Annotated in this window: 21 protein-coding genes; 8 read left to right on the top strand and 13 right to left on the bottom strand. The window is 67.4% G+C overall.

The annotated features are described in order from the left end of the window. Positions 1–25 precede the first annotated feature (25 nt). The 7 genes from AC6CR5_RS17800 to AC6CR5_RS17770 form a co-directional block, all read right to left on the bottom strand. The gene (locus AC6CR5_RS17800; protein WP_047992003.1) at positions 26–814 is read right to left on the bottom strand and encodes an SDR family NAD(P)-dependent oxidoreductase; all 789 of its coding nucleotides are present in this window, start codon (positions 812–814) and stop codon (positions 26–28) included. 30 nt (positions 815–844) lie between these two features. Continuing rightward, positions 845–1,564, bottom strand: coding sequence for an ABC transporter ATP-binding protein (locus tag AC6CR5_RS17795; protein WP_054444585.1), 720 nt, complete (start codon positions 1,562–1,564; stop codon positions 845–847). After that, on the bottom strand, positions 1,561–2,313 hold the full coding sequence (locus AC6CR5_RS17790; RefSeq protein WP_006386226.1) for an ABC transporter ATP-binding protein: 753 nt from the start codon (positions 2,311–2,313) through the stop codon (positions 1,561–1,563). The genes AC6CR5_RS17795 and AC6CR5_RS17790 overlap by 4 nt, the downstream gene beginning before the upstream one ends. Beyond that, positions 2,310–3,584, bottom strand: coding sequence for a branched-chain amino acid ABC transporter permease (locus AC6CR5_RS17785; protein ID WP_498084776.1), 1,275 nt, complete (start codon positions 3,582–3,584; stop codon positions 2,310–2,312). Before AC6CR5_RS17785 ends, AC6CR5_RS17790 begins: the two co-directional genes overlap by 4 nt. Beyond that, positions 3,581–4,522, bottom strand: a complete 942-nt coding sequence (locus AC6CR5_RS17780; protein ID WP_006386228.1) for a branched-chain amino acid ABC transporter permease — start codon at positions 4,520–4,522, stop codon at positions 3,581–3,583. Before AC6CR5_RS17780 ends, AC6CR5_RS17785 begins: the two co-directional genes overlap by 4 nt. Positions 4,523–4,659: 137 nt before the next feature. Continuing rightward, positions 4,660–5,895, bottom strand: a complete 1,236-nt coding sequence (locus AC6CR5_RS17775; RefSeq protein WP_020926123.1) for a branched-chain amino acid ABC transporter substrate-binding protein — start codon at positions 5,893–5,895, stop codon at positions 4,660–4,662. 40 nt (positions 5,896–5,935) lie between these two features. Beyond that, positions 5,936–6,757, bottom strand: coding sequence for a shikimate dehydrogenase family protein (locus tag AC6CR5_RS17770; protein WP_049053019.1), 822 nt, complete (start codon positions 6,755–6,757; stop codon positions 5,936–5,938). A gap of 238 nt (positions 6,758–6,995) precedes the next feature. Between AC6CR5_RS17770 and AC6CR5_RS17765 the strand changes: the two genes are divergently transcribed. Continuing rightward, on the top strand, positions 6,996–7,733 hold the full coding sequence (locus tag AC6CR5_RS17765) for an SDR family NAD(P)-dependent oxidoreductase (RefSeq protein ID WP_006386231.1): 738 nt from the start codon (positions 6,996–6,998) through the stop codon (positions 7,731–7,733). A 152-nt stretch (positions 7,734–7,885) separates the two neighbouring features. Next, entirely contained in the window at positions 7,886–8,638 is a 753-nt protein-coding gene (locus AC6CR5_RS17760) for a FadR/GntR family transcriptional regulator (RefSeq protein WP_006386232.1), read from the top strand. Between the two features lie 59 nt (positions 8,639–8,697). On the opposite strand, the gene AC6CR5_RS17755 is transcribed toward AC6CR5_RS17760, so the two are convergent. The 3 genes from AC6CR5_RS17755 to thpR form a co-directional block, all read right to left on the bottom strand. Beyond that, entirely contained in the window at positions 8,698–10,035 is a 1,338-nt protein-coding gene (locus tag AC6CR5_RS17755) for an NAD(P)H-dependent oxidoreductase (protein WP_020926127.1), read from the bottom strand. Positions 10,036–10,139: 104 nt separating this feature from the next. Further along, entirely contained in the window at positions 10,140–10,700 is a 561-nt protein-coding gene (locus AC6CR5_RS17750) for a 5'-3'-deoxyribonucleotidase (RefSeq protein WP_110134801.1), read from the bottom strand. A 56-nt stretch (positions 10,701–10,756) separates the two neighbouring features. Next, positions 10,757–11,287: an RNA 2',3'-cyclic phosphodiesterase gene (thpR, locus tag AC6CR5_RS17745; RefSeq protein ID WP_327761233.1), complete on the bottom strand. Its 531-nt coding sequence runs from the start codon at positions 11,285–11,287 to the stop codon at positions 10,757–10,759. Positions 11,288–11,489: 202 nt separating this feature from the next. Here thpR and AC6CR5_RS17740 point away from each other — a divergent pair, with 202 nt between their 5' ends. The 6 genes from AC6CR5_RS17740 to AC6CR5_RS17715 are packed head-to-tail and all read left to right on the top strand — an operon-like array spanning position 11,490 to position 17,411. Continuing rightward, on the top strand, positions 11,490–12,059 hold the full coding sequence (locus AC6CR5_RS17740) for a Csu type fimbrial protein (protein ID WP_047991996.1): 570 nt from the start codon (positions 11,490–11,492) through the stop codon (positions 12,057–12,059). A 59-nt stretch (positions 12,060–12,118) separates the two neighbouring features. Continuing rightward, positions 12,119–12,634, top strand: a complete 516-nt coding sequence (locus AC6CR5_RS17735; protein WP_047992127.1) for a Csu type fimbrial protein — start codon at positions 12,119–12,121, stop codon at positions 12,632–12,634. Next, the gene (locus tag AC6CR5_RS17730) at positions 12,628–13,179 is read left to right on the top strand and encodes a Csu type fimbrial protein (protein ID WP_498084775.1); all 552 of its coding nucleotides are present in this window, start codon (positions 12,628–12,630) and stop codon (positions 13,177–13,179) included. The genes AC6CR5_RS17735 and AC6CR5_RS17730 overlap by 7 nt, the downstream gene beginning before the upstream one ends. Before the next feature lie 11 nt (positions 13,180–13,190). Further along, on the top strand, positions 13,191–13,964 hold the full coding sequence (locus AC6CR5_RS17725) for a fimbrial biogenesis chaperone (RefSeq protein ID WP_047992125.1): 774 nt from the start codon (positions 13,191–13,193) through the stop codon (positions 13,962–13,964). 7 nt (positions 13,965–13,971) lie between these two features. Further along, positions 13,972–16,440 carry a fimbria/pilus outer membrane usher protein gene (locus tag AC6CR5_RS17720; protein ID WP_173000046.1) on the top strand — a complete coding sequence of 823 codons (2,469 nt, stop codon included), beginning with the start codon at positions 13,972–13,974 and terminating at the stop codon, positions 16,438–16,440. An 11-nt stretch (positions 16,441–16,451) separates the two neighbouring features. Next, a complete protein-coding gene (locus AC6CR5_RS17715) occupies positions 16,452–17,411 on the top strand; it encodes a Csu type fimbrial protein (protein ID WP_053074792.1) in 960 nt (319 codons plus the stop codon). A 108-nt stretch (positions 17,412–17,519) separates the two neighbouring features. Here the strand turns inward: AC6CR5_RS17715 and AC6CR5_RS17710 are convergent, their stop codons facing one another. The 3 genes from AC6CR5_RS17710 to AC6CR5_RS17700 all read right to left on the bottom strand — a co-directional run bounded on the left by AC6CR5_RS17710 (position 17,520) and on the right by AC6CR5_RS17700 (position 23,518). After that, on the bottom strand, positions 17,520–19,007 hold the full coding sequence (locus tag AC6CR5_RS17710; RefSeq protein ID WP_498084774.1) for an efflux transporter outer membrane subunit: 1,488 nt from the start codon (positions 19,005–19,007) through the stop codon (positions 17,520–17,522). Positions 19,008–19,075: 68 nt separating this feature from the next. Continuing rightward, a complete protein-coding gene (locus tag AC6CR5_RS17705) occupies positions 19,076–22,291 on the bottom strand; it encodes an efflux RND transporter permease subunit (RefSeq protein ID WP_173000044.1) in 3,216 nt (1,071 codons plus the stop codon). A 36-nt stretch (positions 22,292–22,327) separates the two neighbouring features. After that, on the bottom strand, positions 22,328–23,518 hold the full coding sequence (locus tag AC6CR5_RS17700) for an efflux RND transporter periplasmic adaptor subunit (RefSeq protein ID WP_006386238.1): 1,191 nt from the start codon (positions 23,516–23,518) through the stop codon (positions 22,328–22,330). Between the last annotated feature and the right edge of the window lie 124 nt (positions 23,519–23,642).

Genomic DNA, 23,642 nt, shown 5'->3' with positions numbered 1-23,642 from the left:
CAGAATGTAGGTAAGCGTCGATGCGTCAGAGGTAGCTGTAGCGGCTCCAGCCGCCATCGGCCACCAGGGTGTGTCCGGTGATGTAGGCGGCCTGGCTGGACGCCAGGAACACCGCCAGGTCGGCCATTTCGGCCGGTTGCGCCAGGCGCCGCAGCGGCGTGCGCTGCTTGAGGCGTTCGGGGTCGAGGCGGCCGCGCGCGGCCAGGTCGCGCACCAGGTCGGTCTCGACGTAGCCGGGCGCCAGCGCGTTCACGCGCACGCCCGCCGGGCCCCATTCCACCGCCAGGGTCTCGGTCAGCAGCACCACCGCGCCCTTGGTGGCGCAGTAGGCGGCGCGGTCGGGCGCGGCCACCACGCCGTACATGGAGGCCAGGTTGATGATGCAGCCCTCGCCCTTGGGCACCATGCGGCGGCCGGCGGCCTGGGCGCACAGGAACACGCCGGTCAGGTTGATGTCGACCGCGCGGCGCCATTCCTCGGGGGTGACGTCCAGCGACGGCTTGTTGGCCGAGATGCCGGCGTTGTTGACCAGCACGTCGATGCCGCCCCAGGCCTGTTCGACCTGGGCGAAGCCGCGCTCGACCGCCTCGGCATCGGTGACCGAGGCCTGCGCGGCCAGCGCTTGGCCGCCGGCCGCGCGCAGCCCGGCCACGGCCGCGTCCAGGGCTACCGGGTCCATGTCCAGCAGCGCCACCCGCGCGCCCTGGCGCACGAACGCCTCGGCCGTGGCGTAGCCGATGCCTTTGGCGCCGCCGGTGATCACCACGTTCTTGCCGCGCAGGTCGGCGTGGCGTACTTCAGGGGTGTTGTCCAAGTGCTTGCCTCTACAGATGCGTTACGGCGGTCAGACCGCCAGCCATTCCTGGACCACGTCCTGGCGCTCATGCAGCTGCGCGGGCGGTCCTTCGAAAACGATGCGGCCATGGCCCATCACGCTCACCCGCGTGGAGACCTTCAGCGCGATGGTCAGCTTCTGCTCGACCAGCACCACCGACACGCCGCGCTGGTGGATGTCGCGGATCACGTCGGCGATCACTTCCACGATCTTGGGCGCCAGGCCCTCGGTGGGTTCGTCGATCAGCATGACCTTGGGATTGCCCAGGAGCGAACGGCACATGGTCAGCATCTGCTGTTCGCCGCCGGACAGGTTGCCGGCGCGGGTATTGCGGCGTTCCTTCAGGCGCGGGAAGTAGCCGAACATTTGCTCGATGGTCCAGGCCGGCGCGTCGGGCCGCACGGGCTGTTCGCCCATGCGCAGGTTCTCGTCCACCGTCAGGTTGGCGAACACCTCGCGCTCTTCCGGCACGAAACCCAGTCCGGCGCGAGCGATCTCGAAGGGGCGCTTGTTGGTGATGTCGCGGCCTTCGATGGCAATGCGGCCGCCCGTCACGTCCACCAGCCCCATGATGCTCTTCATGGTGGTGGAGCGGCCGGCGCCGTTGCGGCCCAGCAGGCTGACCACTTCGCCGCGGCCCACCGTCAGGTCGATGCCGTGCAGGATGTGGCTCTTGCCGTAGTGCGCGTGCACGCCTTGCAGGGCCAGCAGGGGGGATTGCATGTTCATACCGTTTCCTCTCCCAGGTAGGCTTCGCGCACGCGGGCGTCGCCGCGGATCTCGGCGGGCGTGCCGGTGGCCAGGATCTCGCCGTACACCAGCACGCTGATGCGGTCGGCCAGCGAGAACACCACCTGCATGTCGTGCTCCACGATCAGCAGGGTGCAGTCGCGCGTTACGTCCTTGATGAGTTCGACGGTGTAGTCGACCTCGTGCTGAGACATGCCGGCCATCGGCTCGTCCAGCAGGATCACCTTGGGCCGCGAGGCCAGCGTCATGCCGATTTCCAGCGAACGCTGCTCGGAGTAGTTCAGGTCGCCCGCCGCGGTGTGCTGCTTGGCGGCCAGGCGCACTTTCTCCAGCAGCTGGTCGACGTTCTCGTTGACGGCGCGGTGGCGCGCGATGGGGCGCCAGAAGTTGTAGACCAGGCCGTGCATGCGCAGCACCGCCAGCCGCAGGTTTTCGCGCACCGACAGGCGCGGGAACACGTTGGTGATCTGGAACGAACGCGCCAGGCCGAGGCGGTTGATGCGCTCGGGCGGCAGGCCGCCGATGGGTCGCGAGCGCAGGCTGATGTCGCCCGAGGTCGGCGCGAACGAGCCGGACATCAGGTGGAACAGCGTGGACTTGCCGGCGCCGTTGGGGCCGATGACGGCGTGGCGTTCGCCGGCCTGCACCTGCAGGTTGACGCCGCGGATGATCTGCGCGTCGCCGAAGGACTTGCGCACGTCGGTCAGGGTCAGGATCTCGTGGCTCATTTTGCGGTCTCCAGCACGGGCGCGGCCTCGGCCTCGCCGCGCCACAGGGCCAGCGCCCAGCGGCTGGCCAAGAGGCCGGCCGCGAACAGCGCCAGCGGCAGCAGCCAGGTCGACAGCGCCAGCGGCGCCCAGTCGTGGCCGAACAGGGAAATGGCGGGCCAGCCGGCATCGGGGTTCATCGCCAGCAGCGAGCGGTAGTCGCGCGCGAACATGCGTTGCAGCAGTTCCACCGAGAACACCGTGGCGCCGGTCAGCAGCAGGCCGCCGACGACGGACACCGCGGCGCGCGGCAGCCAGTCGGCCAGCCCGCGCTGGCGCAGCGACTTGGCGGCGCGCTGCACCAGGCCGACCAGGCCGTCCGGCACGAACAGCATCACCAGCACGAACAGGATGCCCTGGTACAGCAGCCAGGAACGGGTGATGTCGGCCAGCGTCTGCGACAGGAAGGTCAGGATCGACGCGCCCAGCACCGGTCCCAGGAAGGCGTTGACGCCGCCGATGTAGGCGAACAGCACCGCGTCGGTCGACAGCTTGACCTCGAACAGCACGTAGTTGCCGGCCTCGATGTTCAGCGCCTGCAGGCCGCCGGCGATGCCGGCGAACATGGCCGACAACGCGAACACCATGGTCTTGAGCGTGTGCGGCCGGTAGCCCAGGTAGCGCAGGCGGTTGGCGTTTTCGCGCAGGCCCAGCGTCAGGCGGCCCAGCGGCGTGCGGGTCAGGCCATACAGCGCGGCCAGCGACACCAGCACCCAGGCCAGCACCAGGAAGTACACCTCGACGTCCGAGCCGAAGGTGAAGCCCCAGGCCGGCATGCGCATGGCGGACAGCCCGGCTTCCCCGCCGAACACGCCTTTCAGGTGCGGCGCCAGCGCATGCAGCAGTTCGGCCAGCGCCAGCGTGATCATCGAAAAGTACACGCCGGCGCGCATGGTGGCGAACCAGCCCGCGACCAGGCCGAACAGCAAGCCGGCCACGCCGCCCGCCAGCGGCATCAGCGGCGTCGGCAACAGGCCCGCGCCGCCCAGCGCGTTCATGGCGTGGATGGTGGCGAAGGTGCCGACGCCGAAGTAGGCCGCGTGGCCGAAGGACAGCATGCCGCCCTGGCCGGCCAGCAGGTTGAAGGCGCAAGCGAACAGCGCCGCGATCAGCATCTGCACCGCCGCGACCAGCTGGCCGGCGGGCAGCAGCCACGGCAGCGCGCACAGCGCGGCCACGCAGACGATCAGCAGCAGGCCGGCGGTGGCCCGGCGAGACGAGTTCTGGCTCATGCCTGTTCTCCTTTCAGGCCCGAGGGCTTGACCAGCAGCACCACCAACATCAGCAGGAACGGCAGCGTCGCGGCCAGGCTGGAAATCTTCACCGTCATCAGGCCGCCCACGCTTTCGGCCCACTCGCCGGCGCCGAACAGGCCGAACAGGGTCGCCAGGCTGGCGTCGATGCCGACCGAGAACGAGCTGATCAGCCCGATCAGCAGCGAGGCGATCATGGCGCCTTCAAGCGAGCCCAGGCCGCCCACGACCACCACCACGAACACCAGCACGCCCAGTTCCAGCGCCATGTTCGGATTGGTGGTGTAAAAGGCGCCCGCGACCGCGCCCGCCAGGCCGGCCATCGCCGCGCCCACGCCGAACACGCTCATGAACACCAGCGGCACGTTGTGGCCCAGCGCCTCGGCCATGCGCGGCCGGTAGATGGCCGAGCGCACCACGATGCCGACGCGGGTGCGCGACAGCAGCAGGTAGATCACCGCGAACATCGCCAGCGACACGCCGCCCATCAGCAGGCGGTAGAACGGATAGTCGGCGTCGAACACGCGGAAGGCCGCGAAGTTCAGGAACTGCGGCACGCGGTAGTCGACCGGGAAGTCGCCGTAGAACAGTTTGATGAGCTCGGCGACGATGAACGCCAGGCCGAAGGTCACCAGCAGCTCCTGCGCGTGGCCGAACTTGTGCACGCGGCGCAGGAAGAAGCGCTCCACGCCCATGCCGAGCACGCCGGCGATGACGGTGGCCAGCACCAGCGCGGTCCAGAACCCGGTGACGGGCGTCAGGGTATAGGCGGCGTACGCGCCTATCATGTAGAACGAGGCGTGCGCGAAGTTGAGCACGCCCATCATTCCGAAGATCAGTGTCAGGCCTGCCGACACCATGAATAGCAGCAGGCCGTAAATCACGCCGTTCAACAGCGAGACGGTAAAGTATTCCATGTCCGCTCCAAAATCCTTGCGCGCAGGCGCCGGGCGCCTGGCGATCCATCACGCTCTGTTGTGTCCCGGCCCCGCGCCGGCGAGCGCTTTATCGGCGAGTGGCCGCGGACGGCATGCCGTCCGCGGCCATCGCGTCATCAGTCCGGGCGAACCATTTTGCAAGTGGCCTGCACCGGCGCGGACACGTCCGCGGCGGACAGCACCTTGACCGGCTCGAAGCCCATGTCGGTGCCGTCGGCCTTGTACTTGGCGTTCTTGCCGACCTTGGACACCACCATCGGCAGCTGCACCTGGTGGTCTTCGGCGCGCATGGTGTAGGTGCCCAGCGGCGAGGTGTAGGTGACCTTCTCCAGCGCGCGCGCCAGGTCCGGCACCGACAGCTTGCCGTCCTTGGGCTTGACCGTCTTGAGCGCCTCGCCCAGGAAGGTGATGCCGATGACGGTCTGCGGCTCGGTGTAGCTGGGGTAGTGGCCGGTCTTGGCCTTGTAGTCCTCGGCGAACTTGGCGCCTTCCTCGCCCGCGGCCTCGATGTTGTAGGGATGGGCGATGTAATGGCCCAGCGCCACGTCGCCGGCGTTGGCGAGGTTGCCGACCTGGTCCAGGAACACGGTGGCAAAGCGCACCTTCAGGCCGGCCGACTGCGTGGCCTTCATCAGCAACAGCAGGTCGTTGGACCAGTTGCCGGTGATGACGGTGTCGGGATTGGCCGAGCGGATGCGGGCCACGTAGGGCGCGAAGTCCTGGATCTTGTTGACTTCGTGCAGCGTCTTGCCGACCACCTCGTAGCCGTACTGCTTGGCGAAGCGCTCGGTGGCGCCTTCCATGTCCTGGCCCCAGGAGTAGTTCTGGTTGATGGCGTAGACGCGCTTGCCCAGCGTGCCGTCGGCCGACATGACCGAGGCCAGCGCCTTGACGCGCAGGTCGGCGTTGGTGGTGAAGCGGAAGTGGTAGAAGTGGCACTTCTGGCCGGTCAGTTCCAGCGCTTCGCCGCCCACGTTCAGGAACACGACTTCCTTGCCCGGGTTGCGCAGGTTGTGCTTGCGCACGTCCTCGGTCAGCTGGCCGGAGATGGCCGACGACGAACCCTGCACCAGGATCTGCACGCCTTCGGCGGCGGCGGCGCGGAAGCGGTCGGAGGCGCCCACCGGGCCGCCCTGGTTGTCGAACTCGACCAGTTCCAGCGGCTGGCCGTTCCAGCCGCCGGCGGCGTTGATGCGGTCCAGCTGGTACTTGACCGCGGCGCGGAACATCAGGCCGGTCGAGGCCTGCGGGCCGGACAGCGTTTCGATCAGGCCGATCTTGACGGGCGCGGCCTGGGCCGATGCGGCGATGCCGGCCAGGCACAGCAGGCCGGTGGTGAAAGCCAATTTCATGCGTGTCTCCTCCGTGGAACGGGAGTGGTAGGTCCGTGAATCAAGCAAGCGCGTTCAGCAGTTCCTGCTGCGGCTTTTCTATGCCCAGGAAGCGGGCAATTTCGGTGAGTTGTCCTTCCAGCATGTAGAGGCCGGGATGGGTGCGGCAGCCGCGCGCGGCCGCGGCGCGCAGCAGCGGCGTGTCGACGCGGCTCATGACGGCGTCGGCCACCACCGCGCCGGGCGCCAGGGCGTCCAGTTGGAAGGGCAGGGGATCGTTGTCGTCCAGGCCGAGGGTGGTCGCGTTGATGGCGATGTCACAGGCTTCGGGACGCGGGCCGGCCACACTGATGGCCAGGCCGGGATAGTGGCGCGCCAGGCGCGCGGCGAACGCCTCGGCCTTGCCGGGCGAACGGTTGTACAGGCGCAGGCTGGCCGGGCCGGCCTCGGCAATGGCGCAGGCGATGGCCTTGCCGGCGCCGCCCAGGCCCGCCAGGTAGACGTGGCGGCCGGCGGGCTCATGGCCCTGGCCGCGCAGGCCGGCGACGAAGCCCAGGCCGTCGAAGTTGCCGCCGGTCAGGCAGCCGTCGCGCAGCCGCACCGCATTGACGGCGCCGATCAGTTCGGCGGCGGGGGTGAGGGCGTCGCACAGCGTGGCGGCGCGTTCCTTGTGGGGCACGGTGACCACCAGCCCGCCCAGGTTGGCCAGGCCGCGCAGGCCCGCGAACAGGCCGGGCAGGCCGGCGGCGGCCACGTGGAACGGCACCATGACGGCGTCGATGCCGCGTTCGCGCAGCAGGGCGTTGAGCCGCTGGGGCGTCTTGACGTGCGCGATCGGGTCGGCCGCGATCGCGAATACGGTTGTGCTGCCGGTGATTTCCACCTGGTTGTCCCCTGCCTGTCATGCGGCCGTTGGCCGTGTTTTTCCGACCCGCTTGCCTGAAATCGCCAGTTGCTTTACGCTTTCAACACAAGTTGTCAGGCAACTTTATTAAGTTGTCCGATAAATCATAGGGCAAGCGTTTTTCCCGTGTCAAGCGATGCATTTGGCGGTTCAATCGAATCGTTGGCGGCACCCCGGGAGCGGGCGCTTGCCGTCGAAAAAGCGCTTTGGAGACAGCATGATTTCGTTCGAAGGACAGGTAGTGGCCATCACCGGCGCGGGCAATGGCATCGGTCTGGCGACCGCGCGGCTGATGGCCGCCCATGGCGCCCGGCTGGTGCTCACCGACATCGACAAGGCGCGCCTGGACGAGGTGGCCGCCGAGCTGGACGCCAGCGGCCAGCGGGTGTTCGTGCACGCGCTGGACGTGGCCGCCTCGCACGATTGCGACCGCGTGCTGGAACGCGCCGCGCACCACTTCGGCGGCCTCGACCACCTGGTGCATTGCGCCGGCATCTACCCGGAGCAACTGGTCAAGGACACCAGCGACGAGGCCTGGAAGAAGCTGATGGGCGTGAATCTGGACGGCACCTTCTACGTGTGCCGCGCGGCCCAGCGTCACCTGCGCCAGAACGGCTCGATCGTGCTGCTGACGTCGCTGGCGGCGCAGCGCGGCAGCTACGCGCACGCGGCCTATTCGGCGTCCAAGGGCGCGGTGCAGAGCTTCACCCGCAGCCTGGCGCTGGAGCTGGCGCCGCAGATCCGCGTGAACGCGGTGGCGCCCGGGATCATCGCCACCTCCATGACGCACGACCTGATCGGCCAGAAGGGCGCGCAGTTGCTGGAAAGCACGCCGTTGCGGCGCTTCGGCACGGCCGAGGAAATCGCCGGCGCGATTGCTTTCCTGTGCTCGCCGCTGGCCGGTTTCGTGACGGGCGAGGTGATGCAGGTGAACGGCGGCATCTATATCGCGTAAAGTCTGAAGCGGCCGCGCCCTTGATTCCGGCAAAATCCTATAATTTTCAAGGGCGCCGCCGCAGTGAAACGTCGAGAATTCCTATAACCACGGGCCGGCGCGCCCCAGGGGCTTCCCCGCCGCGAGCCGCCTTCACGTTTTAACGATTCCACATGCAGCCCACTCAAGCACAGGACTCCGACCCGCAGCGCGCCGCGCCCAGGCATTCGCTTTCGGCGGGCGTGGCCGACGCGCTGGCCGAGCAGATCCGCCAGGGCACGCTGGCGCCCGGCGACCGCCTGCCCACCGAAAAGCAATTGACCGAGATCTACTCGGTCAGCCGCGCCGTGGTGCGCGAGGCGCTGGCGCGCCTGAAATCCGAAGGCTTGATCACCTCGCAGCAAGGCAGCGGCGTGTTCGTCGATCCGAACTTCCAGCGCAACGCCTTCCGCATCGCCGCGCCCACGCCGGGCGACAACCAGGACCTGGAACACATCCTGGAGCTGATGCTGTCGATCGAAGTGACCGCCGCGCGCTACGCGGCGCAACGCCGCACCGAACCCGACCTGAAGAAGATGCGCCAGGCGCTGGTGGGCATGGAGTACGCGCTCATCAACGACAAGCTGGGCGACGAAGAGGACTACCAGTTCCACCAGGCCATCGTGCAGGCCACGCACAATCCGCACCTGGTGGCCCTGAACGACTATCTGGAAGCGAACGTGCGGCGCGTCATCCGCAGCGCGCGCAACAACACGGCGCGCATGTACGCCGAGCGCATGGCGGCGGTGCAGAGCGAACACCAGGCGATCTTCGCGGCCATCGAGGGCGGGGATTCCGATGCCGCCGGCAAGGCCGCCGAGCAGCACCTGCGCAATGCCGCCGACCGCCTGCGGCTGTTCCAGGCGGAACGTTCGCCGCCGGTCTGACGGTCGTCGGCCCGCCCCGATTCACGCGGGGCCGGGGGCGGCATGGCGAGGCGCCGCGTTCAGGCGAAGGTCTGTTCCATTTCGCGGCGGAACTGCACGGCGGCCGAACGATCGTCGTATTCCACGTCGCTCCAGCGGATCGCCTGCGACTGCCGCACCGCGTGCTTGAGCTTGACCTGGTGCGACAGGCCCAGCGGCAGGTAGCCCTCGTCGACCGAATCGCGCGCCGGCATCAGCCGGCCATACACGGTGTAGCCGCCTTCGCCGTCCAGCAACTGCCCGGCCTGCAGGTCGCGCTTGGCCGTGGCCACCACGTCGCCATGCCAGCCGGCCGGCGCGCCGGTAGGCTCGCGCCGCAGGCCGACGCTGGCCACGCTGATGCCCAGTTCCAGCCCGATCAGGTGATAGGGCTTGTACATGGCGGTGTAGTTGCCGCTGGGATCGGTGACCAGGCCGTATTCCTTGAAGCAGCGCCGCACGTAGTCGCTGTCGGCCGCCAGCGTCACGTACACGCCCCAGCGCAGGTCGCGGAACACCGGCCGGCCGTCGCGTTCGAGCGAGGAAATCACTTCCACCTGGCCGCGGTGGTGCAGGATGCCGCCGTCCTCGCGCGGCCGCAGCACGCGCGCCAGGTCGTCCACGCCGCAGGGCGGGAAATGCAGGCCGGACGGCGAGGGCAGCAGCCCGGTGGCGTTGGAGACCGCGGCCATCTCGATGGCGCTCTTGGTGCCGTCCAGGAAGCTGTTGAACATCTGCGCGTTGAAGTCGCCGGCCGCCACCATCTCGGCGGTGAAGCCGTAGTAGGGCCAGACGGTGTCGGGCGTGGAAGTATGGAATTCGGGCAGGTACTTGGTGCCCTTGCCGGCCGCCATCACCTCGAAGCCGCTGGCGCGGGCCCAGTCCACCATTTCGCAGATCAGCGCCGGCTGGTCGCCATAGGCCAGCGAATAGACGATGCCGGCTTCGCGCGCGCGGCGCGCCAGCAGTGGCCCGGCCAGCGCGTCGGCCTCGACGTTGACCATGATGATGTGCTTGCCGTGTTCGCAGCAGGCCAGCACATGGCCGATGCCGGCGGCCGCCTGGCCGGTGGCGTCGATGACGATGTCGACGTCCGGACTGGCGATGACCGCGTGGGGATCGTCGGTGAAATAGACCTTGCCCTGCTTGAGGGCGTCGCCGGTGCTGGCGGCGTTGAGCGCCGTGGCCGGCCAGCCGACCCGGGTGAGCGCGGCGCGGGCGCGATCCGGGGCCAGGTCGGCCACGGCCACCAGCCGCATGCCGGGCGTGCGCGGGGCCTGGCTCATGAACATCGCGCCGAACTTTCCGGCGCCCAGCAGCGCTACGCGCAGGGGCTTGTGATCGGCTTCTCGCTGCTTGAGCAGGCGGTGCAGATTCATGGTGCAGGCTCCTCCAGGGTGTGGGGATACAGCACCACAGAATAGCCCCAACCCCGGCCGCTGAACAGGGCCGGCCACCCGGCCGTCAGGATGTCATCCAGGCGTCATTCGTCGGCCGTATACAGCTCGCCGGCCAGCACGTTGCGCCAGTTGCTCCAGGTGATCCGGGGACGGTCGGTGACGTCGCGGTTGTAGGGCGCGTCGAACAGGACGTGCTTCCAGCGCGGTTTGACCGCGCCCTGGATCACGGGCTTGTCGTCGATCAGCAGGTTGCCGTGCACCAGGGTCTTGTCCTTGGTCAGGATCAGCCGGTTGGTGGCCTCGCGGCCCAGGTGTTTCTCGACCCACAGGTATTTCTCGGCGACGCAGTTCTCGAACTGCGACAGGGGCGAGGTGCAGATGCGCACGTCCATGCCCAGCGCCAGCAGTTCCTTCACGGCCTCCAGCGCCCCCGGCACCGGCGGCAGGTTGCGGATGAACCCGGGCGCGGTGTAGATGGCCTCGGCCATGCCGCGCAGCTCGGGCGCGTAGTCTTCGCGGATATAGAAGGATTTGCGGTCCTCGAACGCCACCGGCGCGATGTCGGGATGGCGCGCGCGCCAGGCATCGATGAAGGCGTGTTCGAAGTCGGCCAGTACGCCGTCTTGGTCGAGCAGGATGATCATAAAGATCCTAAGTCGTTGCGACGCGCTCGATTGTGCCAGAGCGCCGGCGAGTGGCCTCAGCCCGGTTGCGGTTTCGAGCGGGCGACGACGCGGTAGCGGCTGCCGCCGTCGGTGGACTCGGACGCCACCAGCACCATGCGGTCGTAGTGCCAGGTCAGGGGCGGGGGGGCGTCGGCGGGTGGGTCGTTGCGCTCGATGTTGCGCAGCAGCGTGACGTGGGGGCGGAACGGCTGGGCGGGCGGCACGAAGCCGAAGGCTGACAGCCACAGCCACAGGCCGTCATGGCTGGCCTGGAGCGAATCCGGAGTCTGCGCGGGGCCGGCCCAGAGGATACGAGGGCGGGCGAAGACGCCGTAGCGGTCGAGGGTGACGGTGCCGGGCTGCAGGCGGTGGTAGGGGGTGGCGTCGATGAGTTCGTCGGCGATTTCCTTTTCCACGGAGCCCAGGAAGGCCAGCGTCATGTGCAGGGTTTCCGTGCGCATGGCGCGGCCGCGGCTGTGCGGCTGGGCTTGAGTGGCCCAGGTGGACAGCGTGTTGGCCAGGGGGGTGTCGGGCCAGAGGGCGTAGAAGAGGCGGAGGGTCGACATGGCGGAATTGTGCCCGATCCTGCGCGGCCGGGTAAGACACTACTGAACCGTGGGCTTGTTGCTTTGACAGGTGATCGGGTGCGGGGAGGTTATTCGGAATCGTCTGATTTCGATAGCCCTTACGACTTGCTGTAATACCCACCGTAATGCGGCGATGTTGCCGCGAGTTCCTCCTCGCCTTTCTTCCGATCAGAGCATTTTTATGAAGAACACCCTCCTGAACGCCGCCATGCTGTGTGGTTGCACCTTCTCCGCGGCGTCGTTCGCGGCCGACCCACCCGTCGCTCCTACCTATTCCGCGGGAGAGGTGCGCGGCCAGTTGGCCGTCGAACTGACGATCGGCAAGGGCTGCGAAGTGGTAAATGGTTCGGTCAACGGGGCCAATGCCTTCGGCACGCTGAGCTTTGGTGAGGTGTCGTCGCTGACGAACAACTCGATCGATGCGCAGGCCAGGGGCACGGCGGGCGCCATTATCCAGTTGAACTGCACCAAGGACGTAGCCTACCGCGTCTCGCTGGATGACGGCCGCAACTCCTCTGGCCAGGGCGCGCGGCGCCTGGCGCTCGTGGGGGGCGGCAAGGACGACTTCGTACCGTACAACCTGTACAAGGACGCCGCGCGCCAGTCGTTGTGGGACAGCAAGAATCCCTATACCGGCACTGGCAGCGGCACGGCGGAAGACATGGTGGTGTACGGCCGCATTCCGACCATGGCGAAGACCCCCGCCTCCGGGAAGTACTCGGACATCGTCATGCTGACCGTCAGTTGGTGACTTCTTATCAGTTCTTATGAGGACAGGACCGGCACCGGGTGCGGGTTCCTGTGATCGCCATGCTTCGCCGTGTTCTTTTCTCGCTCTGCTGCCTTGCTCTGACTGATGGCGCGCATGCCCAGACATTTTCGCAGTCTGGCAGTGCCACCCTCGGCGTGCGCGTGGTCATTGCCACCTTGTGCTCGGTGGGCGCCACGTCGACAGGCACTGCCACGGCGTCGTTTGGCAAACTGGATTTCGGCAGCCATCCCAGCCTGGCCAACAGGTTGACCGGGCAGCGGGGCGCGGATATCCGCGTGCAATGTGCTACTGGCGTACCCTATCGCGTCGTACTGGGCGCGGGCGAAAACGATACGGGTACACAGCGCCGGTTGAAGGGGCCCGGGGGAGCCTTCGTGCCATACGTGCTCTTTGGCGATGCTTCCCTGAGCCAGCCCTTGACCGCGAGTGCGCCGGTGACGCGCCTGGGCACGGGTGCGGAAGAGACGATTCCTGTCTACGCGGCGATCAATCCGCAGGCGACACCGGCCGCTGGGCTTTATCGCGATACCGTCAAGGTAACGATCCAATGGTAACGGCGCGATTGCAGGAGGGGCGGCGCGCACGCGCGACGCTCCTGGCCGGAATCCTATTGCTGGGGAGCGCGCGGGCCGAGACCGTATCACAGGTGATGACGGTGCGGGCGGCGATCACACCGGGTTGTTGGTTCGGCACTCCCCAGGCGCCACTGCTGTCGCTCGGCACCATCGATTTCGGTGTCGTGTATCGGCTGGACAAGGAGGTGACGACGCGTTCCAGCGTTGGCGCCGGAAGCGTCGTCATGACGTGCACGCCGGGCACGACATTTCGCGTGGACATCAACGATGGCGGCAATGCCGGCGCGCTTTGGTGGTATGCCGGTCGGCAAGTCAAGAACGCCGCCAGCGGCAAGGTCCTGAGGTACGAGCTTTATCGCGACAGCGCCTACAGCCAGCGTTGGGGCCAAAGCAGCGAGGGCGCGCAATTCACCGCGACCGGCGGGTCGGTCGTGCTGCCTATCTACGCCAAGCTGCTGAGCACGCAGACGGCGCCCGAACCCGGCGTCTACACCGACGACTTGATCGTCACTGTCTACTACTGATGGCCATTTTCATGAAACTCCTTGTTCGCCTTACCGGCGCGCTAGCCGCTCTGTGCCTATCGTGCGCGACCTTCGCGGCCGCCTCCATCCTTGTCTGGCCCATCGACCCCGTGATCGAGCACGACGAGGCGGGGACGGCGATCTGGCTGGAGAACAACGGCAAGTCCGCCTCCCGCATCCAGATCCGCGCGCTACGCTGGACCCAGACCAATGGGGCGGATGAGTTGGCGCCGCAGGAGAACATCGTGGTCAGTCCGCCCGCGGCCGAGATCCAACCCGGGCAGCGCCAGTTGCTGCGCCTGATACGCACCGTACCAGTCCAGGCGGGCAAGCAGGATGCATACCGCATCCTGATCGACGAGATTCCCGGCCAGAGCGGTCCGGAGCCGGCCGCCGCGCCTGCCGGGCAGGTGGCGGGGCTGGCATTCCAGATGCGCTATTCCGTCCCACTCTTCGTCAGCGGCAAGGGCGCCTGGACGCGCGAGGATGCGCGCAAGCATCCGGACCCCAAGACCGCCGCCCAGCCGGTGCTCACTTACGCCGTGCAGGCTGGGCAGGGCCAACGCTGGCTGATCCTGCGCAACAGCGGTCCGGTGCATGCACGCCTGTCGCACGTCAGCTTTGTCGTCGGTGGGCGGGAGGTGTGGACCGTGCCGGGCCTGCTCGGCTACGTACTGCCTGGCGCTGAAATGCGCTTCGAGGTGCCCGCTTCGGTTCAGGCGGGGGGCACGTTGAAGGCCATTGTCAATGCCGATAGGGAACCACGGGCAATCTCGATCCGGTGATGCCGACGTGTCTCGCTTCTTTCATCCCCTGGCGCGGTGCGGCGCCGCCCGTCTGTGTCCGAACGTGATTGCGCTGGTGTTGGTCGCATGCGCCGGCAAAGTCCACGCCCAGGCGGCCGAAGCGTCGTTCTCCATGCCGGACGGCATCCTGTATCTCGATATCGTGGTCAACGGCAAGTCCGTTGCCCAGGCGCGTAAAGTGGACTATCGGCAGGGGCATTACTACTTGCCCGCGGCCACTCTGAAGGATACGGGCGCGAAGGTCGAAGCGCCGGCCCACGAACTGGTTGCCGTCGACCAGATACCCGGGGTGCGGGTGGCGTTGGACAATGCCACGCAGCGGCTGATGATCAGCGTGCCACCGGAGTGGCTGCCCCGCCAGGTCGTGGACATGACACAGCGGGAACCTGCCAGCGTCCGGGCCGCCAGCTCGACAGGCTTGCTGATGAACTACGACGCCTACCTGAATAATGGGCCGCGCAGTGCCTCGCTATCGGTTTGGAACGAGCCGCGTCTTTTCAGCGCCTATGGCACGCTGTCCTCGACCGGAGCCTGGCGCCGAACGCTGCGCGGGCAGGACTTTGGCGGCGGTCCCGGCTTCATGCGCTACGACACGCAATGGCGCTATAACGACGCCACCACCATGCGCAAGTATGTCGCGGGTGACCTCGTCACCGACACGTTGGCGGATTCCAGTTCGGTGCGCATGGCGGGATTCCAGGTCGGAAGAAATTTTGCCACGCGCCCCGACCTGGTGACCTTTCCAATCCCGCGGTTCGCCGGCCAGGCGGCGGTACCGACGGCGGTGGACCTGTTCATCAACAACTACCGGATGGGATCGCGCGAGGTCGGCCCCGGCCCCTTCACCCTGCAAAGCATGCCGTATATCAACGGCGCCGGCACGGCAACCGTGGTGACGCGCGATGCCCTGGGCCGCGAGGTGAGCCAGGAGGTGTCGTTCTATGTGTCCAATGACCTGCTGCGGCCCGGCCTGTCCGACTACAGTCTCTCGGCCGGCCTGTTGCGCAAGCGGTATGGTCTGTCTTCGTTCGATTACGGCGATCTCGCGGCCAGCGGCGTTTTTCGTCACGGCGTGACGTCCGGTTGGACCGCGACGGGATGGACGCAAGGCGCCGCCGGATTCGCCGCCGCCGGGGTTGGCTCGAATGTCCAACTGGGGGTGTACGGCGTGTTCAGCGCGGCGGTTGCCGCCAGTCATGCCGCGACCGGTAAGGTGGGGCAGTCGGATGCCTACGCCTGGCGTGTGCGCTCGCCGTATGCCGCGTTGACGGGGCAGCCCGCCCAGGCCGCCGCCAATCCGTCAGGCTACAACGCCCAGGCCGTCAAGGGTGGGCAGTGGTCGCTAGGCTACTCCTATGCCAACCAGCGCTTCAGTGTCGGCGTACGCCGCACTCATCGTGACGACGGTTTCGCCGATCTGGGCCGTTACCGCAGCGCGGGGCGCCTGGCGCGGCAGGAAGACCAAGCCACCGCCAGTCTGTCGATGGGGCGCTATGGGTCGCTGGGGATGGGATGGTTCGACGTGGACTACGGGCCGGGCCAACGCACGCGCCTGTTCAACGTTTCCTATGGGATCGCGTTGGGACAGGGTGTCAGCCTCTACACCAGCGCCAACCGCGAGATCGGCACGGGTGGCTACAACGCCCAGTTGTCGCTGTCGATCTCGCTGGGGGATGGATCCTCCGCCAGCGCGAGCGTGAACCGCGACCGTGCCGGACGGCGTTCGGAGCAGGCCAGCTACATGCGGGCTGCTCCCCTGGCCGGCGGCGTGGGCTGGAGCCTGGGCGCCAGCCACAACCCGGGCGGCAGTGTGTATCGCCAGGCCGACATCAATTGGCGTACGCAGCGCTTCGATCTGCGCAGCGGTGTGTATGGCGCAAGCGGCGATCTGTCGCAATGGGCGCAGTTGGGCGGATCTGTCGTCGCCATGGACGGCGCCCTATATTTTTCACGGCCAGTGACGGACGCCTTCGCACTGATTTCGACGGACGGTTATGCCGGCGTCCCGGTGAGCTTCGAGAACCAGTATGTCGGCGATACCGACAGCAGCGGGCACCTGCTGATTCCTTCCGTCTCGTCCTGGTATCCGGCCCACTTCGAAATCAACCCGGTGAATCTGCCCGCCGACGTCAAGATTCCCGTTGCCAAGACCGAGGCGGCTATCCGTGATCGTAGCGGGCTGCTATTGCGATTCCCGGTGGAAAAGCAGCGCTCCGCGGTCTTTTCGGCCCTGGACGCCAGCGGTCGGCCGATCGTACCTGGCAGCCAGGTGCAGGCGGATGGCAGGGACGTCGCCTGGGTCGGCCGGGAGGGCGAGGTCTATCTGGAAACCTTGCCCGCCAACAGTCTGGTTAGTGTTATTCCCGCCAATGGCGAGCCGGCCTGCCACATCACGCTTGGACCGGTGCCGGCACAGGCCGGCATCTTCCGGCTCGGTCCGCTTACCTGCCTATGAACGGCCTTCTCATGCTCAATACGCTTCGGTCGCTAGCCCTCCTGCTGGCCTTGCTTGCCGGTCTGCCCGCGACGGCCCTTGCCGCCGACAACAACTGCCAGGGAGGCACCGCGCCGCCCATCAACTTCGGTTCGTTCTATTCCTGGCAGCTCTACAACAGCCAGAATTCACGGCAGTTCGATTCCAAGTTCACCTGCAACTTTTTCTCGCTCATCAATCTGGGCACCAATTCCCAGTTGAAGGTGACCGCGCGCAGCGCCAACAACGGAGCAATGACCGCACTGTTCGGCATTGCCAGACTTCCCTACAAGCTGTACAGCGATGCCAAGGGAACCATTAATCTGCCTTTCGGCCAACAGGTTGATCTGCCGCAGGGTGGCTTGAGTTTCCTGGGAGCCGGCGGCTCGGTGGGTGGCAGCGTGCAGTTGTTCCTGGAGACACAGGCGGGATCCGTTCCAACGGCGACTTACTACAGCGATACCATTACCCTAACTTGGGAATGGGGCTACTGTTCCCTGGGCGCGTTGGGCCTTTGTGCCCCCTGGTCCTGGCATAGCGGCACGGCTGTCACGACCGTCAACGTCACGGTGGATGTGCGCAAATCCTGCCTGTTCAACGGTTCAGCCGCTGTGCTGGACTTCGGCTCGCAGCCGCTGGTGTCCCTGTTCAAGCCGGCCACCGCCAGGCTGAATCTCTATTGCACCCTGCTGGTGCCGTTCAAAATGTACTTCGGAGAGGGCGAAAACGCGGCGGGCGGCATGCGCAGGATGAAAGGCGCTGGTAACAACTACATCGCGTACCAGCTCTACTTGCCGGGGACGAACACCGCGATCCCGGCAAACACGCCGCTTGGCGGCACGGGCCTGGGGGTGACGCAAGAGGTCACGATCGAAGGTCGGGTCAACTCGGGGCAGGCCGATGTGCCGGTGGGAGACTACATTGATCGTCCAGTCGTGGTGATCGAGTATTGAGCCTGTTCACCGCGCGCTTCGCTGGCGCAAAGAACCACATTACGGGATGGCGGTTGGACGGGATGCAAAAGGGGGGATGACCGCCCCTTTTTCCTTGCCGTCCGGGCGTTAAGGATTCGCCGCGACGTTCTCGGCCCCAGGCACCGGATTCCCCCACCCGCCGCCGATCGCCCGAATCAGATCCACCGCAGACCGCGCCTGCTCACCGCTCAACTGCACCGCCACCCGTTGCTGCAGCAGCACACTGCGATCAGCTTCGATCACGTCGAGATAGCTGATCGAGCCTTCGCGGTATTGCGTGTGCGACAGCTTCGCGGCGCGGGCCGAGGCTTCCACCGCGGCGTCCTGCGCGCGCGTCTGGTCGGACAGGATGCGCAGGTTGGCCAGGTTGTCCTCGACTTCGCGGAACGCGTTCAGCACCGTCTGGCGGTAGACCGCCACGTCCTCCTCGTAGACGGCGCGGGCGCGGTCCAGGCCGGCCTGGCGGCGGCCGCCGTCGAAGATCGGCATCGACAGCGCGGCGCCGACCAGCGGACCCAGCAGGAACGTGCGGCTCGACCATTGGAACAGGTTGCCCAGTTCCGACGACTCGTAGCCGAAGGCGCCCGTGATGTCCAGGCGCGGGAAGAACGCCGACTTGGCGGCGCCCACGCGGGCGTTGGCGGCGGCCATGGCGCGTTCGGCGGCGGCGATGTCGGGACGGCGTTCCAGCAGCGTCGACGGCAGGCCGGCCGGGATCGACAGCGCCACCTTTTCGATCGGCTTGGGCGGCATCGCGAATTCCGACGGCGCGCGGCCCAGCAGCACGGCCAGCGCGTGTTCGCCGGCGGCGCGGCGGCGGTCGATGCCCAGCGCCTCGGATTGCGCCGAGGCCAGTTCGGCCTTGGCGCGCGCCAGGTCCAGCTCGCTGATGTCGCCCGCGTCGTAGCGGCGCTGGATCAGCTGCAGGGTCTCGGTGCGCAGTTGCACCGTCTGGCGGTACAGCGCGGCTTCGGCATCCTGTTCGCGCACCAGGAAATAGATGGTGGCGACGTCGGCCTGCAGCGCCAGCAGCACCGAGCGGTACAGCGCTTCGCTCTGCTGCGCGTCGGCGGTGGCGGCGTCGGCGGTGGAGGCGACGCGGCCGAACAGGTCGGCCTCGTACGACACCGTGCCTTGCGCGCGCCAGGTGGTCACCGGCCGCGTCGACGTGCCGTCGGGCAGGCCTTGCGATACGGCCGAGGGGCGCTGGCGATTGGGGCCGAAGGCGGCGTCCAGGCTGGGGAAGAAACCGGCGCGGGCCTCGCGTTGCAGCGCGCGCGCCTGGGTCAGGCGGGCGGCGGCGGCCTGCAGGTTCTGGTTGGCTTTGTGCGCCTCTTCCTGCAGCTGGTTCAGGCCTTCGTCGCCGAACACTTTCCACCATTCGCCGCGCAGCGCTTCCTCGGACGGCTGCGCCGGTTTCCAGGTGCCGGCTTCGGCGGCGGGCAGCGCGGCTTCCTTGTAGGCCGCCGGCGTGGCGGCCGCGGGCCGTTCGTAGGTCGGGCCCACCGCGCAGCCGGCCAGCACGAGCAGGACGGCAAGCAGGGCGGAACCGCGGATCAGTCTTTTGGTCTTCATGACGATTCTCTTGGGCGCGCGCCCCGCCGTGCGGGACGGGGCGCGCTGGCTATTTTTTCCAGGCCGGATCAGGCGTTGTGCTGCGTGGCGGGCGGCGCATGCGGGTCGATGTGCGGCATGCATACCGGCGCCTCGTGCGGCGCGGCCGAGTGCAATTTCTTGCCGCCCATCGAACGCAGCAGCACGTAGAACACCGGCGTCAGGAACAGGCCGAACAGGGTCACGCCGAGCATGCCGAAGAACACGGCGACACCCATGGCATGGCGCATTTCCGAACCGGCGCCGGACGACAGCACCAGCGGCACCACACCCATGATGAAAGCGATCGACGTCATCAGGATCGGACGCAGGCGCAGGCGGCTGGCCTCGATCGCGGCTTCCAGCGGCGTGCGGCCGTTCATTTCGAGCTCGCGGGCGAATTCCACGATCAGGATCGCGTTCTTGGCCGACAGCCCCACCAGCACCATCAGGCCGATCTGGGTGAAGATGTTGTTGTCATTGCCCGTCAGATACACGCCGGTCAGCGCGGCCAGGATGCTCATCGGCACGATCAGGATCACGGCCAGCGGCAGGGTCAGGCTTTCGTACAACGCGGCCAGCACCAGGAACACCAGCAGCACGCTGATCGGGAACACCCACAGGCCGGCGTTGCCCGCCAGGATCTGCTGGTAGGCCAGGTCGGTCCATTCCAGCTTCATGCCGCGCGGCAGGGTTTCGGCGGCCACGCGCTCGGCCGCGGCCTGGGCCTGGTCGGACGAGTAGCCCGGCGCCGGTCCGCCGTTGATGTCGGCGGCGGTGTAGCCGTTGTAGCGCACCACCATTTCGGGGCCGAAGGTCTGCTTGACGGTCACCAGCGACGACAATGGCACCATGTCGCCGGCGGCATTGCGGGTCTTGAGCTGCAGGATGTCATCGGCATGCGCGCGGTACTGCGCGTCCGCCTGCGCCCGCACCTGGAACACGCGGCCGAACCGGTTGAAGTCGTTGACGTACATCGAGCCCAGGTAGATCTGCATGGTGTCGAAGACTTCCGTCACCGGCACGCCCAGCTGCTTGGCCTTGACGCGGTCCAGGTCCACGTCCAGCTGCGGCACGTTGATCTCGTAGCTGGAGAACGCGGGGCCGAGCTCGGGCGCCTGGCGCGCCTTGGCCAGGAACGCGGACTTGGCCTTGTCCAGTTCGGCGTAGCCGGCGGCGCCGCGGTCCTCGATCTGGAACTTGAAACCGCCCAGCGTGCCCAGGCCCATCACGGGCGGGGGCGGGAACACGGCGATGAACGAGTCCTGGATGGCCGCGAACTTCTGGTTGAGCGAAGCCGCGATGGCGTTGCCCGACAGCGCGGCGCCCTTGCGCTCGTCGAAGGGTTTGAGCATCACGAACACGATGCCGGCGCTGGAACTGTTGGTGAAGCCGTTGATGGACAGGCCCGGGAAGGCGATGGCGCTCTGCACGCCGGGTTCCTTCAGGGCGATGTCGCTCATGCGGCGGATCACGGCGTCAGTGCGGTCCAGCGAAGCGCCGTTGGGCAGCTGGGTGAAGCCGATCAGGTACTGCTTGTCCTGCGCCGGCACGAAGCCGCCCGGCACCAGGTACGACACGCCGATGGTGGCGGCCACCAGCACCGCATAGACGCCCATGGCGCCGGCCTTGCGGCGGATCACGCCGGACACGCCCACGCCGTAGCTTTCCGAAGCGCGGCCGAACATGTTGTTGAACCAGTTGAAGAAGCGGCCGAACACGCGGTTCATGCCCCGGGTCAGCCAGTCGGGCTTGTCGTGGTGGCTCTTGAGCAGCAGGGCCGACAAAGCGGGCGACAGGGTCAGCGAGTTGAAGGCCGAGATCACCGTCGAGATGGCGATGGTCATGGCGAACTGCTTGTAGAACTGGCCGGTCAGGCCCGTCATGAACGCCAGCGGCACGAACACCGCGCACAGCGTCAGGGCGATGGCGATGATGGGGCCGCTCACCTCGCGCATGGCGCGATAGGTCGCGTCACGCGGACTCAGGCCCGCGGCGATGTTGCGCTCGACGTTCTCCACCACCACGATCGCGTCGTCGACCACGATCCCGATGGCCAGCACCATCCCGAACAACGACAGGGCGTTGATGGAATAGCCGAACATCAGCAGCAGGCCGAACGTACCCACGATGGACACCGGCACCGCCAGCAGCGGGATGATGGACGCGCGCCAGGTCTGCAGGAACAGGATCACCACCAGCACCACCAGCGCGATGGCTTCCAGCAGCGTGTGCACCACGGCCTCGATACTGGAGCGCACGAACTGGGTCGGGTCGTATTCGATGCGGTATTCCACGCCCGGCGGGAAGTCCTGGGCCAGCTCGGCCATGGCGGCGCGCACCTGCGAGGACACGTCCAGCGCGTTGGCGCCCGGCGATTGCATGATGCCCATGCCCACCGCCTGCTTGTTGTCCAGCAGCGAACGCAGGCCGTATTCCTGGGCATCCAGTTCCACGCGGGCCACGTCCGACAGGTGCGTCACGGCGCCGTCGGGCGAGGTCTTGAGGATGATGTCGCGGAATTCCTCCTCGGTCTGCAGGCGGCCGCGCGCATTCACGTTCAGCTGCAGCGGCACGTCGCCCAGGGTCGGGGACGCGCCGATCACGCCGGCGGCGACCTGCACGTTCTGCTCGCGGATGGCGGCGACCACTTCGGCGGCCGTCATGCCGCGCTGCGCCACCTTTTGCGGGTCGAGCCACACGCGCATCGAGTAGTTGCCCGCGCCCCACACCGTCACTTCACCCACGCCGGTGATGCGCGCCAGGCGGTCCTTGATGTTCAGGATCGCGTAGTTGCGCAGGTAGGTGATGTCGTAGCGGTCGTTGGGCGAGATCAGGTGCACCACCAGCGTCAGGGTGGGCGAGCTCTTGGTGGTCGTGACGCCCAGCCGCTGCACGTCCGGCGGCAGGCGCGGCAGCGCCTGCGACACGCGGTTCTGCACCAGCTGCTGGGCCTTGTCCGGGTCCACGCCCAGCTTGAAGTTGACCGTCAGCGTCAGGTTGCCGTCGCTGTTGGCCTGCGACTGCATGTACAGCATGTTTTCCACGCCGTTGATGGATTCCTCCAGCGGCGAGGCGACGGTTTCGGCGATGACCTTGGGGTTGGCGCCCGGATACTGCGCGCGCACCACCACCGAGGGCGGCACCACTTCCGGGTATTCCGAGATCGGCAGCTGGAACATGGCCAGCAGGCCGCCCAGCAACACCAGCACGGACAACACCCCGGCGAAGATCGGCCGGTCGATGAAGAATTTCGAGATATTCATGAACGTTCTCGTTCTGCTTTGCGGTTCACCGGCGGCTTAGTTGGCGGCCGCGGTCTTGACCGGGTTGCGTTGCGCCGCGACCATGGGCACCACGGTCGGGCTCACGGCGTCGCCGGGGCGCACGCGCTGCAAGCCATTGACCACGATGCGTTCGCCGGCGGCCAGGCCGGAGTCCACGACCCGCAGGCCTTCCTGGTTGGCGCCCAGCTTCACCTGGCGGTAGTTGGCGTGATTCTTGTCGTCCAGCACCAGCACGTAGCGCTTGTCCTGGTCGGTGCCGATGGCCTTCTCGTCGATCAGCACGGCGCTGCGCGGTTCGCTGCCGCCCAGGCGGATGCGGGCGTACAGGCCCGGCAGCAGGGTGCCGTCGGCGTTGTCGAATTCGGCGCGCACGCGGATGGTGCCGGACGTGGCGTCCAGGCGGTTGTCCACCGATTGCACGAAGCCGGTGCGCGAGTAGCCATCCTCGTTGGCCAGGCCCAGTTCGACCGGCACCGAGCCAGCCTTGCCGTTGCGGGCGGGGTTCACGTACTTCAGGAAGGTCTGCTCGTCGACGTCGAACGAGGCGTACATCTTGGAGACCGACACCAGCGTGGTCAGCGGCACCGAGGCGGCGCCGGCGGCGACCACGTTGCCCACCGTGACTTCCGCGCGCGACACGCGGCCGGCGACCGGCGCTTCGATGCGGGTGTAGCCCAGGTTGAGCTTGGCATAGTCCAGCGCGGCCTGCGCGCCTTGCAGGTTGGCCGCGGCTTCACGCGCGGCGTTCTGCTTTTCCTCGAAGTCGCGACGGGCGATGGCGTTGTCGGCCAACAGGCGCTGGCCGCGGGCCAGTTCGGTGGCCGTGTACGAGGCGCGGGCCTTGGCGGCGGTCAGGGCGGCGGCGGCGCGGTCCACCTCGGCCGCGTAGGGGCGCGGGTCGATGGTGAACAGCACGTCGCCCTTCTTGACGATGCTGCCGTCCTGGAAGTGCACCGCGGTCAGAGTGCCGGACACCAGCGGGCGGATGTCCACGCGGTCGATGGCTTCCAGCCGGCCGGAGTAGCGTTGCCAATCGACGATGGTCTTGCTGACCACTTCGGCCACCTCGACAGGGGTCGCGGCGGGCGCGCCTTGCGCCTGGGCCGCGTTGGCGCCGGCGGGGGCGCGAAACAGGGCATAGCCCCCGCCGGCCGCGATGACGGCCGCGAAGACGACGAGCACAGCAATACGATTACGCGAAACCATGATGTTCCTTGATGGGTGATGTCGGGGTGAAGCGCGCTTGCCGTGACCGCGACGGGGGCGGGTTGGCGGCGGGGCGGGCATCGCGGCGGGTCTGTCAGTCCTGAAACACCGATGTCATATTGCA

Source organism: Achromobacter sp. EG18 (assembly GCF_059759395.1).
This window is presented reverse-complemented; position numbering and strand designations above follow the sequence as displayed.